This window comes from Pedobacter ginsengisoli (genome assembly GCF_002736205.1).
Classification (GTDB): Bacteria; Bacteroidota; Bacteroidia; order Sphingobacteriales; family Sphingobacteriaceae; genus Pedobacter; species Pedobacter ginsengisoli_A.
Window position 1 is genome coordinate 3,728,003 of the sequence record NZ_CP024091.1, and the last position, 14,568, is coordinate 3,742,570.

The 14,568-nt window shown below is 37.3% G+C and carries 12 protein-coding genes; 6 read left to right on the top strand and 6 right to left on the bottom strand.

Going from position 1 to position 14,568, the window contains the following annotated elements; all coding sequences use genetic code 11:
• Positions 1–62 precede the first annotated feature (62 nt).
• Both folP and cdaA read left to right on the top strand, forming a co-directional pair.
• Entirely contained in the window at positions 63–920 is an 858-nt protein-coding gene (gene folP / locus CPT03_RS15365) for a dihydropteroate synthase (RefSeq protein WP_099439659.1), read from the top strand.
• A 20-nt stretch (positions 921–940) separates the two neighbouring features.
• Complete coding sequence (cdaA, locus tag CPT03_RS15370; protein WP_099439660.1) at positions 941–1,732, top strand: diadenylate cyclase CdaA; 792 nt, start codon at positions 941–943, stop codon at positions 1,730–1,732.
• 202 nt (positions 1,733–1,934) lie between these two features.
• On the opposite strand, the gene CPT03_RS15375 is transcribed toward cdaA, so the two are convergent.
• The gene (locus CPT03_RS15375; protein WP_099439661.1) at positions 1,935–2,909 is read right to left on the bottom strand and encodes a FecR family protein; all 975 of its coding nucleotides are present in this window, start codon (positions 2,907–2,909) and stop codon (positions 1,935–1,937) included.
• Positions 2,910–2,930: 21 nt separating this feature from the next.
• A complete protein-coding gene (locus tag CPT03_RS15380) occupies positions 2,931–4,127 on the bottom strand; it encodes a DUF4185 domain-containing protein (RefSeq protein ID WP_099439662.1) in 1,197 nt (398 codons plus the stop codon).
• Between the two features lie 87 nt (positions 4,128–4,214).
• On the opposite strand from CPT03_RS15380, the gene CPT03_RS15385 reads away from it, so the two are divergent.
• Positions 4,215–5,804, top strand: coding sequence for a glycoside hydrolase (locus CPT03_RS15385; RefSeq protein WP_099439663.1), 1,590 nt, complete (start codon positions 4,215–4,217; stop codon positions 5,802–5,804).
• A 71-nt stretch (positions 5,805–5,875) separates the two neighbouring features.
• Here CPT03_RS15385 and CPT03_RS15390 read toward each other — a convergent pair whose 3' ends face one another.
• Entirely contained in the window at positions 5,876–6,286 is a 411-nt protein-coding gene (locus tag CPT03_RS15390) for a BrxA/BrxB family bacilliredoxin (protein ID WP_099439664.1), read from the bottom strand.
• Between the two features lie 189 nt (positions 6,287–6,475).
• Positions 6,476–6,946 carry a hypothetical protein gene (locus CPT03_RS15395; protein WP_099439665.1) on the bottom strand — a complete coding sequence of 157 codons (471 nt, stop codon included), beginning with the start codon at positions 6,944–6,946 and terminating at the stop codon, positions 6,476–6,478.
• A gap of 174 nt (positions 6,947–7,120) precedes the next feature.
• Here CPT03_RS15395 and CPT03_RS15400 point away from each other — a divergent pair, with 174 nt between their 5' ends.
• Both CPT03_RS15400 and CPT03_RS15405 read left to right on the top strand, forming a co-directional pair.
• The gene (locus CPT03_RS15400) at positions 7,121–9,133 is read left to right on the top strand and encodes a sensor histidine kinase (RefSeq protein WP_099439666.1); all 2,013 of its coding nucleotides are present in this window, start codon (positions 7,121–7,123) and stop codon (positions 9,131–9,133) included.
• Positions 9,120–9,752, top strand: a complete 633-nt coding sequence (locus CPT03_RS15405; RefSeq protein WP_099439667.1) for a response regulator — start codon at positions 9,120–9,122, stop codon at positions 9,750–9,752. Before CPT03_RS15400 ends, CPT03_RS15405 begins: the two co-directional genes overlap by 14 nt.
• A gap of 7 nt (positions 9,753–9,759) precedes the next feature.
• On the opposite strand, the gene CPT03_RS15410 is transcribed toward CPT03_RS15405, so the two are convergent.
• Both CPT03_RS15410 and CPT03_RS15415 read right to left on the bottom strand, forming a co-directional pair.
• Positions 9,760–12,597 (bottom strand): outer membrane beta-barrel protein, encoded by a 2,838-nt coding sequence (locus tag CPT03_RS15410; RefSeq protein WP_157766463.1) that lies wholly within the window; start codon positions 12,595–12,597, stop codon positions 9,760–9,762.
• Between the two features lie 6 nt (positions 12,598–12,603).
• Entirely contained in the window at positions 12,604–13,854 is a 1,251-nt protein-coding gene (locus tag CPT03_RS15415; protein WP_099439669.1) for a 6-bladed beta-propeller, read from the bottom strand.
• Positions 13,855–14,213: 359 nt separating this feature from the next.
• Between CPT03_RS15415 and CPT03_RS15420 the strand changes: the two genes are divergently transcribed.
• Complete coding sequence (locus tag CPT03_RS15420) at positions 14,214–14,489, top strand: helix-turn-helix domain-containing protein (RefSeq protein ID WP_157766464.1); 276 nt, start codon at positions 14,214–14,216, stop codon at positions 14,487–14,489.
• The last annotated feature ends 79 nt before the right edge of the window (positions 14,490–14,568 follow it).

Below are 14,568 nucleotides of genomic sequence, written 5' to 3' on the forward strand. Positions count from 1 at the left end.
TAATACAGTATTCTAATTGAGTAAAATCATTTAAAGATTTTATCTAAGTTTGTATTCAAACAATGGCTAAAGATACATTTTTAAACCGAAAGACTACACTAAACGTCAAAGGCAAGCTGACGGATATAAGTGCTCCATGTGTAATGGGCATCCTTAATCTAACCCCAGACTCTTTTTACAATAACAGCAGGGCCGGTTCTTTAGACGATGCATTGCAAAAAGCGGAAGCATTTCTGAAAGATGGGGCTAAGTTTATTGATATAGGGGCGTATTCCTCTCGTCCTGGTGCAGCAGAAGTAAGTCCGGATGAAGAGTTAAAAAGAATAGTTCCGGTTGTAGAGGCTATCACAAAAAAGTTACCTGAAGTAATCATTTCTATAGACACATTTAGGGCCAGAGTGGCGAAAGAAAGTATAGAAGCAGGTGCTCATATTATAAATGATATCGCATCGGGCGATATGGATGAAGCCATGTTTGAAACTGTTGCTTCACTTCAGGTGCCATACATTATGATGCATATGAAGGGAACGCCTCAAACCATGCAGCAACAAACAGAATACAAAGATCTCACCTTAGACATTACAGATTATTTTTCTCATAAACTCGCAGAATTACAGAAACTGGGGGTAAAAGATATCATACTGGATCCCGGATTTGGGTTTGCAAAAACTTTAGATCAGAATTATCAGCTATTAAATCAGCTTCAGGACTTTAATATCTTTGAGCTCCCCCTGCTTGTAGGCTTTTCAAGAAAATCAATGATCTATAAATTCCTGGGCTTAACCCCGCAAGAAGCACTTAACGGAACATCGGTATTGAATACTATAGCCCTGTTAAAAGGGGCAGGCATTTTGCGTGTTCACGATGTGAAAGCTGCATTAGAGTGTATTGCTTTAGTTCAAAAGACGCAGCAACAATAAAAATCCATAACTTGGCAATAATGAAAGGCTTAGAATTTGATTTCTTAAAAGTAACAGTAACAGATGCGGTCGACATTATTCTTGTCGCTTTAATCATCTATTACATCTATAACCTGATTAAGAATACCCTGGCGGTAAACCTATTGTTAGGTATGGTAATCATATTGGTAATACACTGGGTTGTAGATGCATTAAAGATGAATTTACTATCCACCATTATTAACCAGTTTATGAGTGTGGGTATAATAGCCCTCATCATTATTTTCCAGCCAGAGATCAGGCGTTTTTTGTTACTCATCGGGAAAAATACATTTCTACAGCAAAACAAAGCCTGGTGGGGTTATCTGTTTGGAAGTAAAAACATTGAGCGCGACAATTTAGTAAGGATAAAACCCATTATCGATGCTTGCAAAAGCATGAAAAAATCCAGAACAGGAGCTTTAATTGTATTTGTTAAGTTTTACGACGATCAGCTTTTTGCCAATAGCTGTGAGGTAATAGATTCAAAAATATCAAAGCGCCTTCTTGAAAGTATCTTCCAAAAATACAGCCCACTCCATGATGGAGCCGTTGTTATTGCCGAAAACAAGATCAAAAGTGCCAGCTGTATCCTTCCTTTAACGGATAATGATAAATTACCACCTCAGTTTGGTCTTCGTCACCGGGCCGGCATTGGTGTTTCCGAAACTACAGATGCCGTCGCGGTAATAGTCTCAGAAGAAACCGGCGAGATTGCCTATGCAAAACAAGGCCGTGTAAGAATGAATGTATCTTTTGGGGAGTTGGAGAAGCTTCTTAATAAAGATTTTTAAATTAAGTGATCTGTTCATGGGCTGGAACAAATTGTGCTGAAGGTTGCAAATGGTTCCTAGGCCCCATCTCAGACACTGAATTTAAAGTAAACCGCATTGGGGGGAAGGGTTAATGCAACAAAGCTAACATTCTTACTTTACTTAAAAATCACCTTATTCGAAAAGGCCTTGGTGCTGTTGCTTTTCGCAACAGATGCCAGACTTAGAGAAGAACGGTTATTTTTTTCCCTTTAATCCTAAACCTCACAAAACCCGTATTCTCTAATGACTTTAAAGTCGCAGAAACATTATCAAACCTTGAAACCGACAGACTAAACAATTCCTTACTTACATTTTTACCTGAATAAACTATTTCAACATCGTACCATCTTGCAATACTTTTCATTATAGTTTCCAAAGTTGCATCTTCAAATAAAAACAAGCCATTTTTCCAGGCAACCGCTTCTTTAATATTTGCAGGAACGATGTCCAAACTATCCTTTTTATTTACAGATTGTTCACCAGCATTTATAATATGATTATAATTGATTTTACCAACCCCTTCAAGCAGTGTGGTTTTTATCGCCTGATCATCAGGATAACCAGATATATTAAAGCGTGCCGCCTCAACCTCAACCCTTTGTTTTCCTGAAATCACTATAAAAGGCGCATTTACGGGCGTAATCTTCGCAACTTCAAAATAGGCCTCACCACTCAGCTCCACTTTACGTTCCTTATTTCTGGCAAAAGATGCCGGATACGTTAATTTAGATGCTGCATTTAACCAAACCTTAGTGCCATCAGGCAAACGAACCTGATATTGGCCTCCCAAAGGAGTTTCTAGACTGTTAAAACCAACATTTACCAGTGTATCAGAACCAAGCGCATTTTCATGCACAGCATAAGTAATTTGTCCGCTTCCCGTTCTCACAATGCTAGATCCCGATTCCTCTCCCAGAATTCCATCGGGCGCTGCATCCAGGCTAATTTTTTTACCACTCGCCAAGGTTAATGTTGCTCTGCTGCTACCCGCATGAATATCTCTTTTAGCAAATCTGTTTTCTTTTAAAGGTTTTGGATGATGATTATAAAAAATTGCCCCAACTGCACAAGCTATTAAGGCCAAACAGGCTACTGCTAAATATCTAAATGCCCATCGGTCGTAGAATATTGGCTTTTTTTCTGGTGCTTCACTCATTTTTACATTTCCTTTTCAGTTTTAGTTAAATTTTATTTTAATGAATCTGGGCCTGTATAAATGAGGCTCTGTTTCAAGATCTTTAAAGAAATCAAAAGAATTAACATTATAACTGATTAAAAGTTCTCCTTTTTCAGATAAACTTGGATGGGCCTTGGCATTATATGAAAAATAACTCTTCTTATTTAATGCATCAGAGGTGTCCCACAATTTTATTATTGGCCCAAAAGGCCCAATAGGACTTTTCCCTAAGCGCATACCAACCATCCTTCCCATCCCACTCTGCTGAAAAATTAAAGCATATCTCCCATCTGGCAATACCGACACGCTAAGCTCATTAGAAACCTGATCTGTTATGGCCTCGGCCTTCTTAATATCCGTGTTCCATGTTGCACCATCCCAGAACCGCCACTTAGCATAGTCATCAAATTCTTTAGGCTTTACCCTTGCTGCCAGCATTTTTTTAGCCATTCCTTTTACACCATAAACGTAAATATAGCCATCAGGATTGGGCGCACCAGCCTTAGCTGTATTTACAAATATGCCCGCACCAAACGATCCCATTTCCTTTCCAGTTTCACTGCTGCTTAAATAAAATGGAGTATCCTTTTGTTCGAAATTACTGTAAGGAGGCTTTTCATTTTCCGTAATTTTTATTAGAGTATTGCCAACTTCCGAGAAGCCAAAAGCCCCATCACTAACCTGTTTAACCCTATATCCAAAAATGTAGATGGCATTATTCTGTTCCTGATTTACAAAACCATCTCCAAGCCAATAATAATCCGTAGGACCAGTTAATGGAGTTTTTGGAATAAATATCGTTTCCGCGCCACCCTTCTCATCTTTTTTCCAATAAAAAGTCAGGTTTTCCGCTATAGGTTTTCCGCCCTTTAATATCGCTACGCTATTATGAATCATCTTAGCTCCGGGTTCCATTTTATTATTTTTAATGTTCCCGATCATACTATCACTAAAAATAAAGAGTGTCTTCTTAGCTTCCGGTTTACCCGCCTCTACCCCATTTAATGGGATTGTATAAATACCATCACCACCAAACCACCCATTATTTCTGGCAAATAAATTTGTCCACTCTTTATCTTCGGTTACCGTAAATTTTATTTCTGTCAAATCCTGGGCGTAAGCACCGGTAAACGAGCCGGCCAGGCAACACAATAAAACGATCTTTTTTACGCCTAATGTAAATTTTAGTCTATTCATCACACATAAATATATTAAAAACTATTATATAGAATATGATATATAGAGTTATACGTATATTAAGCTGTTCTTTATTAAACCGTTTCAATGAAAATTAAGTCCCTCCTTCCCGGCACATTTATCAGAAAAATAACCTGCAGTTTATTCCTTTTAACAAGTGCCTTAATTTCATTCTGTCAGGAACAGAAACCAATTAAATTCACACTCCTCTTTAATAAAACAGTACAGCAAATACATAACATTGGCGCATCTGGTTGCTGGTATACAGAAGAAATTGGCAAGCAATGGCCATTAGCCGAAAAGCAGCATATTGCCGAATTGTTATTTAGTAAAGAATTAGGAAAAGACGGCAGACCCAAAGGCATCGGCCTATCTGCATGGCGATTTAACATTGGCGGAGGAACTGCAGAGCAAGGCGACAGCAGTGGAATTGCAGATCCCGCACGTCGTGTGGAGTGTTTTCTATCTCCTGATGGAACTTACAACTGGAACAAGCAGCAAGGATACACCTGGATGTTGCAGCAAGCAAAAAATTATGGGGTAAAGGATTTAATTGCGTTTGTAAATAGCCCCCCTGTACAATTTAACAAAAACGGTCGCGGTTACAAATCACATAAAGATGGTTCCACAAACTTAAGGCCCGACAAATATGATGCTTATGCAAATTTCCTTACCGAAGTAATAAAACATTATGATAAAATGAACCTCCATTTTAACTACATAAGCCCAATAAATGAGCCCCAATGGGATTGGCTAAAAGCATCTAACCAGGAAGGTAGCCCCTGGACAAATGAAGAAATGTTTAAAACCATTAAGTCTTTAAACACCAGTTTGGCAAAGCAAAAGCTCAACACAAAAATACTAACTACTGAGGCAGGTCAGCTCGATTACTTATATGCCGACAAAGGAAGAACATCACGACAGATAGACAGTTTCTGGAATCCAAAAAGCCCTTTTTACATAGGCAATTTTAGCAATAGTACAAAGTTTGTTGAAGGCCATGGTTACTTTACAGAAAATGGAGATGAGACCCTTATAAACACCAGAAAATCTTTAAGAGATACCTTAAAAAAATACAAAGGTCTGGAATATTGGCAATCAGAATACTCAATGCTTGGCAATGGCTATAAAGATAAAATAGCAGGCAAGCCTAACGAGATGGACCATGCGTTATTCCTTGCAAAGGTAATTAACCATGATTTTACTGTCGGAAATGCTTCTGCCTGGCATTTCTGGAATGCATACGAGCCAGGAAGTCCATTAAACCCACGTTATTTCCTTATTGCATTAAACCCGCAAAGAGCAAGCAAACCTGAAACCAGATACACCATAACTAAAAACCTATGGGTATTGGGGCATTACAGTCTATTTATCCGCCCAGGTATGGTTCGGATAGAAACACAAAGAAACGATGGGTTAAGCGACATGGAGATTGCCCAGCAGGTAATGATTTCTGCATTTAAAGATCCAAAAGGGAAAAACGTAGTTGTAAACGTAATTAACTACACCAAAGAAGCTAAAAAAGTTGACTTTGAATTTAAAGACTTCCTTAAAGGAAAGCTTAAAAAGCATTATATAACATCTGAAAAGCAAAATGACAATATACGCCCTTATCCAATAGCAGACACTACTTTACCTCCACGTTCAATAAGCACTTTTATATTCGCTGCTCCTTAAACTAAACTTTCAAAACGCAAAAAGAGGGCATCAGAATTATTCTAATGCCCTCTTTTTATATTTTATTATTCTTAGCAGTACTGATCAAAAGCACCAATAAGGCTATCTGCAATCATTTGTGCAGGGCGACCTTCAATTTGATGACGCTCAATCATGTGAACCAGTTTACCATCCTTAAACAAAGCCATTGAAGGTGATGACGGTGGGAAAGGCAACATATAACCTCTAGCTCTGTCAACCGCTTCTTTTTCCATACCAGCAAAAACCGTTACCAATTTTGTAGGGTGTTTTTCGTTAGCAGCAGCTAATTTTGCAGCCGGACGCGCATTTGCAGCCGCACAACCACATACCGAGTTCACTACTACAAACACTGTTCCTTCGCTTGTTATAGCACTATCAACTTCCGCAGCAGTTTTTAATTCTTCAAAACCTACGTTTGTAAGTTCAGCACGCATTGGTTCAACTAAATATTCTGGATACATATACTTAATATTTTTATAAATTTTCTTTCTTTAAGTATACAAAGGTACAGCACCTGCAACTAGCATCAAAGTATTGGCCATAAGACCACTATAGTTTTACCTTTAAATTACTTTGTGGTAAACACATTAGAATAAAAAAGCCCATACCATGTACAATGATACGGGCTTTTTTGAGCGTACAATATCTGCTTACAATTGAATAGTTTTTGTAAAAATCGGATCTCTGTCTTTTACTATTCTTTCAGATCCTTGATCAATTACTTTTCCATTAACCTCAACTTTGTAGGTAACCGTAAAAGGCGTTGCTCCAAATTCAAAACCGCCAATAATTAAAGCCCCAGTATAGAAACTATCAGCTGATTCTATCACTATTGTCTTTCCCCCGTTAAAATTATCGGTACCCAGATTTAGCGAGGCGCCTTTTACCAAAACTCCATCAACATTCCAATCTACAGTTGACCCATTTGTTTTCGACGCAACAAGCGTTACATCAAATTTATCACTTTCCGCCTTTTTAAAGTCACTCGAAAGAGTTAAAGTGATTTTTGCTTTCTTTCCGCTTGAAGGGCCATCTCCACCATCTTTCTTTTTACACGAAAATAAAATGGTTAAGGCAGCTATACCGCAGGCAAGCATCATTACATTTTTTTTGATTTTCATAGGTTGTATTTCTTATTTGTCCAAAGTTACCTCCACAAAGCAGGTAGGGCAATAACTGCAAGCAGTCATTTACAGATAGCTGTTTTCAGCTATATTCTATATTTTATTTCCATAAGCTGCAGATTATGCTTAACCTTATCAGGAGATAAAAATCACCCTACATCCTACCAACCAATGAAAACGTATTGCTTTATTTTACTTCTTTTGCTGACCGCCACCAGGAGCAGCGCACAATTTTCTACTCCAGACAAGTATCTCGACAGCCTTAATCAACTCATCAGTAAAACCGAATCCGACAGTATAAGATCCCGTAATTACTTCCTGTTAGCTGACTATTGGAGAGAACAAGATACCGTTAAAGCAAAAGCTTATCTGGAAAAAGGCAAGGCTTTTGCCGATAAATATCCTTACATGAAAGCCATGTACTATTCCTATTTGGCTAATTATTATTTAGGGATAGACAATACCAAAAGTGAAATCAATTATTTAAAAGCTGATAAAGAGCTTTCTGTTTTCAAGACCAAAGAAGCCTACCAGGAAAGGGCTGGAGCCTGGCATAACTATGCTTTGGTGCAGCAACATCAGGATGACCATAAAGGAGCCTTAGATGCTTTGATTAATCATGTGCTTCCATTATCAAAAAAAGCAGAAGACAAAATATGGCTGGGTACTGAATATATTTCAATAGCTACCATTTTTATGAATATAAAGCAGTACAAAAAAGCAATCCCCTATCTAAATCAAGGTATTGAACACTTTCAGAACGCGCCCCGTAGTCAATATTTTTTACTGGTAAATGCGTACTTAACTGCAGCAGACAATTACTCAGGCTTAGAGAACTATAAGCAAACTAAAAAATATCTGGATTTAGCCAAAACACTGTTAGACAGATCAAAAAACATAGTTTCTCATTATCGGATAGAAGTATTTCAACTCGACTATTACAAATGTGCCACAACATATTTTGTGGCTACCAAACAACATCAAAAAGCATTACAACATGCCGATGAGGCAATTAAACTGGCCAAAGAGCTCAATGATAATTATTCCCTACAGGAAATCGCTTTTGATAAACACACTATTCTTATTGAACAAAAACGTTATCCTGAAGCAGAAAAAATTCTGATTGAGCTGGTAAATCTAAAAGAGACAACCTCTTTAACTCAAAATCGTTTAAAAACATTTGATGCGTTGGCCAGCCTTTACCATACAACAGGCAATATGGCAAAAGCCTACGCCTGGTTAAAAAAGAGCAAAAGCCTAGGAGATAGTTTAAGTGAAAGCAAACTAAAAACCGATATAAGTAACCTTGAAATAAAATACAAAACTGTAGAAAAGGAGAAAAAAATTGTTTCCCTGAATGCCGCAAACGAAAATGCCAATAATAAAATCAAGCAAAACCTTTTGCTAAACTGGCTATTAGGTCTCATTAGTGTATTTTTATTAGTAATTATCATTTTGGGCTGGTTCTTTTACAGAAATAGTAAGAAACTGGCAGCACAAAAAGAACTTTACCATCAACAGCAGCTGAGAGATATAGAAAGACAACGGCAAATAGACGTGGTCCAGGTAATGCTGGAGACCAAGGAGGATGAACAAAACCGCGTAGCCCGTGACTTGCACGATGGTTTGGGCGGAATGCTATCCGCTGCTAAGGTCAATTTAACCCACTATACACAGGAAAAAAACAACAATACCGATGTTGAACTGGATAACATAGTTATTCAACTGGAAAATGCGATAACAGAACTTCGACGTATAGCCCACAATATGATACCAGGAATGCTTTTAAAACTGGGTCTAGAGGCAGCATTACGTGATTTATGCGATACATTAAGCACTCAAAATCTGGATGTTGTGTTTCAATGGCTAAACATACAGACTGAACCACCTGTTCAGGAGCAAATTACCATTTACCGCATTGTACAAGAAGCCCTTGCTAATGCTGTTAAACATGCCAATGCCAAAAATATCCTTTTACAATGCACACAAAGTGAGCATATTTTTTTCATTACTATTGACGACGATGGTAAGGGTTTCAATGCTGACAAGCCGATCAAAAACCAAGGCATGGGACTAAAAAACATGAAAAGCAGAGTTGAGCATTTAAACGGAACAATAGAAATTTTATCAAAAGAGAACGAACAAGGTACATCCATAAATATAGAACTACATGTTAATTCCTAAACCCACCCTTGCCATTATAGACGACCATCCAATTGTTATTGAGGGGTTGACTAAACTTTTAATGAAGAAAGAAAAATTTAACCTTATTGGCAGTTTTACCAATGGCCAGGATTTCATTTCCTTTTTAAAAACCACTCCCATTAACATTGTGCTTTTAGACATTGTTTTACCAGGTATTGATGGCATGGATTTATGTAAAGAAATAAAAAACATCTCTCCCACAACAATTGTCCTGGCCTTTAGTAATCACCAGGAAAGAAGCGGTATCATGAAAATGCTTGAAAATGGGGCAAGTGGATATGTGCTAAAAGATGCTTCTATAGATGAACTTATGTTTTGTATTGATGAGGCCATGAATGGCAGGATCACATTTAGCAAGGCCATTAACGACATTCTTATACAAGCACAACTAAAAGAAAACAGAGTAGCCAAGCTCACACAAAGAGAAACCGAAATTCTAAAACTAATTGCCAATGGAACCACAACACCCCATATTGCCGAGCTCCTTTTTTTAAGCAAGTTTACAGTAGAAAATCATCGAAAAAATATATTACAAAAGCTAAAGGCTAAAAATGTAGCTGAACTGATAAGCATTGCTAACCAGCAAGGTTTGCTTTAATTCATCATCATTTTTTACCTCCCTTTTTCCCAAATTGTCGTGGATAATAAGACAAAGTGGTCATAAAATACTGCTGCAAAACATTTTGCCTGCCCACAGTAAAACTGTTAGCACTTCCATAGTTAATTACACTGCTGTTCTGGTGCAATAAATCGAGGGCCGAAAACTTAAACTCGGCATTATTGCCTTTAAGAAAACGATATACGGCACTTGCATTCCAAATGGTAAAGTTAATATCCTTAGCATTTGAAGATGAGCTGTTGTTAAAGGTGATGTTACTGTTTAAGGTAAATTTCTTGGTTACATTGTAACTGGTGCTCAAGGTTGTACCCAGGTTTTTACCATTATACCCTGTATTAAAAGCTTCCTGTCTGGATTTATAGGTAGACATAGACTGATTTAGCGCTACAGCCAGATAGCTTTTGTAGGTATAATTAACATTGGCATTGGAGTTGGTATTTAAATTGGTTGAATAAGTAAACACGTTATTGGTGTATCCGGGGTTCCTGTTCGTATTCAAATCTGTACTTAAATATAGCTGCAGTTCTGAAGACTTAAATTTATAAGCTTTTCTAACATAACCATACAAGTTCAGGTACTTATGCCCATCCGCATTTACCAGAAACACCGTTCGCCTGTTCTGCTCATCTATTAAAAGGCTATCTACAATATTATCATCTACTATACCTGCACTTGCTCTGAAATAATAATTAAGGGTATTTTTATTACGCTGATCGTTATGACTAAAATTAAAAGCCAATTCCTGCTGTACAGACTTCCTCAGGTTAATATTACCCCTTTGCAGGTAATACAAATTAGTACTATCGGTTAACGGAGCCAATTGCTGTATGGTTGGAATTCTTAACGTTGTATAATAATTAAGGCTGTAATTTCTGGAGTATTCTCCGTATTGATAGTTATAATAGTCTATGCCCGCGTCCGGAACAAACTTCTGGTAACTACGTTTGATGTTTTGAAAAGAGCGATCAGAACGGTTGTCTTGCGACATCATGATCATTTTTGGATGAAACCTTATCGTAAGTGTTTTGTAGTACCTGTTGGATAAGCTTTTCTGAAAGGATTTTTCAATACCTATGCCTGGTGTTTCTTCAAGCAAAGTTGTTTTCACACGGTTACCTAAATAAGCATTCCCCCTGTAAATGTTGGTTACCGTATCTAAATCCTGAACATGATTGTCGTTATCGTCTGTTCTTAAGCTTAGCTTATTGGTTATTTTAAAGTTTAAGGTTGAAAAATTTTTGGATGTAAAAAGTAGCCTTTGTGCATTTGGAATAGTTAAATTTAACTCCTGACTAGAACCATTACTTTTGGTATCGTATTTACGGTTAAATTTCTGGTTCTGTGTAGAATTGACAAAGGACTTAAATTCAGTAATATTTACGCGTTGCCCCTCGTTTTCGTATCCCTGTAATTTAAAATCCATATTGAGCCCGGTAAATCGTGTTTTGTTTGTATAAAATGAAGGAGAATAATAATAGCTCCCGTTCACATTATAGTTAGCATTCTGGTTATGACTCGTATTGAGCGAGTTATTTGTACTTGTAAGTGCATTTTCAAGCGTTCCGGCCGTCCTGAAAGTTTGATCAACATTCTCTCCGTTAAAGAAATTCACAGCCTGCGAAAGATTTAACCTATGGCCCCTTTTTGCCAGTTCATAGTTTGAATCGAAACGCTGATTGGTATTTGATGAGGAACTGATGCTGTTTCCATTCTCTATATTCTTAGCAGTGCTGTTTATTGAAGTAGTAGTTTGGGTTTCCGTCAAATTATCGCTGCGTCTGTCCTGTATAAAGTAATTGGCTTTAAGCGTGCTCTTTTTCTGATACGTGGGCTTCTCTATAAAATCATAAGCGAAATTTGCCCCAGCAGAACGAGGCCGGTTTAACCCGGTAGCTCTAAAATCGGGCTGATACTCAACGTTGGTTCCCCCGCCCTTAAATGTACTGTTAGCCATCAAACTTTCAGTATTATAGGCAGTTTTGTTAATATTGTTCATTGCCCCTACCAAAGCTAACTGCATTTTTGGCGAATACATGTTGATACTCGCATCTGCCTCATAACGCTTGTCTGTACCATACCCAAAACCAATTTTACCAAAAAAGCCAATGTCTTTTCCCTTTTTCAGTTTAATGTTCATTTCCAAGGTCGAATCTGCACGCGTACTTTGCTGATCCCTGGCTGTATTATACACTTGTATTTTTTGAATTGAGTTCTTTGCCAGATTTTGCGTAGCTATTTTCATATCGCCACCAAAAAATGATTTACCATTTACCAGTAAATTTTTAACCTCACGTCCGTTCACAGTAATTTTCCCATCTCCCCAAAGGGTAACATTTGGTATTTTTCTAAGCAAATCTTCAACCACTGCATTGCTATCCAGTTTAAAAGCCGCAGCATTAAACTCAAGTGTATCGCCATTCATACTTATTGGTGGTACAGAAATCTCTACATCTTTAAGCATTACATCCCTTCTGTTTACCACTATGGTCCCTAAATCTACAATGTTTTTACCCGCAGGTATGGTAAAGTTTTTTTTGAATGTTGCATAGCCTACATGACTAACATCAACCCTTAACGGAACATTAATTGGGAGGGTTTTAAAATTAAATTCACCGTAATTATTGGTAACCTGGTAACTTATCAAAGTGCTGTCTGCAGCTTTGTACACAGACACTGTGGCCGATTTGAGCACATAATTTTGCACTGTATCTCTAACAAGCCCTTTTGCCACACCCGCGGGCACAGGATTTGCAGTTTGCGCCTTTGCATTAAAAACAGTTACAGCCAATATCATGACCACAACGAGAGCGTAAATTTTATACATGGAGAGCTAGTTTTTCTTTGGTTTTAATTGAATAATTACGGGATTACTTTTTCTGTTTTGGGTTTTAAAATATTCGGTAAGTGCAGCATTGTACTTTCTATTTTTTTCATCATTCTGTTCTTTAAAAGTAAACATCGTTAAAGAAGAATAGCTTGTGTAAAAATAGTCGGGCGTTACCACATGGAAGCCATGATTTGTAAAATCATACTGAGATGTTAAATCCGTAATCGGCAGAAATTGAGAACTAGAATCAGGTTCAATATCTGCTAAAGAAGTCAGCTCAGTCGATTTTAAATTATAAATAAAAGCTTTCTTTTCGTCCCGGCTCCAATTCCAGTTTCTTACCTGAAAATACAAGTTGTCGCCGTGCAAATAGCTGTTTGCCATTTCAAAAAATAAATCGCGGTTCCGCTCAAAATACTCGTATCGTTTCCCCTTATATATCGGATTCGTCCCATAATCCATAGGAAGAGAATTTGCGGCCGGAAAAAATATCTGATAGGCTAACGAAAGACCTTTTGAACTTAACTTATAAATATTGTACTGATAGTTCTTTATATAAAGAAACTCATCAGGGTTACCATAATCATAGATACTGCCGCCATGCCAGCCATCGTCGTTTTTATAATCGCCGGAACGATATGGAAAATAGGCTTCTACTTTCTTGTTATCCTTAACTAAGCTAAGGTGATAATAAGTACTATCCTTATCCTTTTTATCCAGGTAATTCTGGTCTATTACAGTACCATCACCAAATTTTTTATAATTGGCATATTTATCATCCTTATCTACAACAACCTTTTTTACCAGTTTACCTGTCAAATCAAAATAATGCAATTTCTTTCCAGATTCAATCTGGATCAGTGTTTTGCCATCTTCCGTTTTCAGGTCAAAACCATAAAAAGCCTGGGGGTCTTTTACATCAGGATCCTTTTCTATTTTACTGGCATTAACCTTAGCCACATATTTTCCGGTTTTAGTAAATATTAAAACAGCTTTAGTTTCCCAGTCAAAAACGAAATAGTTATCGTTGGTCATTTTAAGCTGACTTATAGAACCAAAAAGGCTCTCTTTAGTAGTTTCCAGTGGAATGAAATTGACTTCGTCGAAAAATTGGGATACAGTTGAACCACGTGCGCTAGAAGGATCTATACGTAGGGTAACCATTTTAGAACTGTCAATCTTACTGTCCTGGGCCATAGCATGGACATAGAAGAGAATGCAGAGTATTAAACTGCTGAGAGCGGATTTTAGCATACGGGTTTCAATTTGGTCCTTAAATATATTAATTTTCAGAACACAAACGATTTTGTATCAGATTTAAAGGCTATTTTTAACACTAATTAACATACAGGATTCCGAGCTTTTTGTTTTTGTCGGGAAAATTACAGCCTAGTTTTATTGTGTTCCAGTATGTTCAATCATACTGGAATACTTTACTTTGTGATGATATTGGCTCGTTTCCACCAATAATTGGCTGTGTAATATTTTCGAGATATTGGATACACGAAAACACATCTTGCAGTTAGAAAACAACATTACAAAATGATATGGGTAAAGTCCAACCTATTGTTATTTACTCAACAGTACAATACCTTGCAATAAATCAGAGCCAAATGGACAATCCTTTTTCAATCATAGATCATCGACTTAAAGTTATAGAGGACTTGTTGCAAAGAATCCATGGAGATGAGTCGCATTCAGAATCCAAGCATGAGACTTACTTGAGGATAGAAATGGCTGCGGAATTCTTAAGCACCACACAGAACGCCTTGAGAGTGATGGTTCATAAGGGGCAGATCAATTATATTAAAAAACAAGGAAAATTATTCTTCAGACGATCTGATTTGATTGAATGGCTAGAGTCAGGAGCCAGCGATGACAATAGCTGAATTAGGCCTAAATCTAGCAACCCACACGGTTTTTCAAAACTTGTATATCACAATTTTCGAAAAATGGTATACAAACTTA

What these genes read in the sequence shown, in the direction of transcription:
- cdaA (WP_099439660.1), top strand. Translation starts at nt 941, where the DNA reads ATGAAAGGCTTAGAATTTGATTTCTTAAAAGTAACAGTAACAGATGCG.
- folP (WP_099439659.1), top strand. Translation starts at nt 63, where the DNA reads ATGGCTAAAGATACATTTTTAAACCGAAAGACTACACTAAACGTCAAA.
- CPT03_RS15400 (WP_099439666.1), top strand. Translation starts at nt 7,121, where the DNA reads ATGAAAACGTATTGCTTTATTTTACTTCTTTTGCTGACCGCCACCAGG.
- CPT03_RS15410 (WP_157766463.1), bottom strand. Translation starts at nt 12,597, where the DNA reads ATGTATAAAATTTACGCTCTCGTTGTGGTCATGATATTGGCTGTAACT.
- CPT03_RS15380 (WP_099439662.1), bottom strand. Translation starts at nt 4,127, where the DNA reads ATGAATAGACTAAAATTTACATTAGGCGTAAAAAAGATCGTTTTATTG.
- CPT03_RS15385 (WP_099439663.1), top strand. Translation starts at nt 4,215, where the DNA reads ATGAAAATTAAGTCCCTCCTTCCCGGCACATTTATCAGAAAAATAACC.
- CPT03_RS15420 (WP_157766464.1), top strand. Translation starts at nt 14,214, where the DNA reads ATGGACAATCCTTTTTCAATCATAGATCATCGACTTAAAGTTATAGAG.
- CPT03_RS15415 (WP_099439669.1), bottom strand. Translation starts at nt 13,854, where the DNA reads ATGCTAAAATCCGCTCTCAGCAGTTTAATACTCTGCATTCTCTTCTAT.
- CPT03_RS15390 (WP_099439664.1), bottom strand. Translation starts at nt 6,286, where the DNA reads ATGTATCCAGAATATTTAGTTGAACCAATGCGTGCTGAACTTACAAAC.
- CPT03_RS15395 (WP_099439665.1), bottom strand. Translation starts at nt 6,946, where the DNA reads ATGAAAATCAAAAAAAATGTAATGATGCTTGCCTGCGGTATAGCTGCC.
- CPT03_RS15405 (WP_099439667.1), top strand. Translation starts at nt 9,120, where the DNA reads ATGTTAATTCCTAAACCCACCCTTGCCATTATAGACGACCATCCAATT.
- CPT03_RS15375 (WP_099439661.1), bottom strand. Translation starts at nt 2,909, where the DNA reads ATGAGTGAAGCACCAGAAAAAAAGCCAATATTCTACGACCGATGGGCA.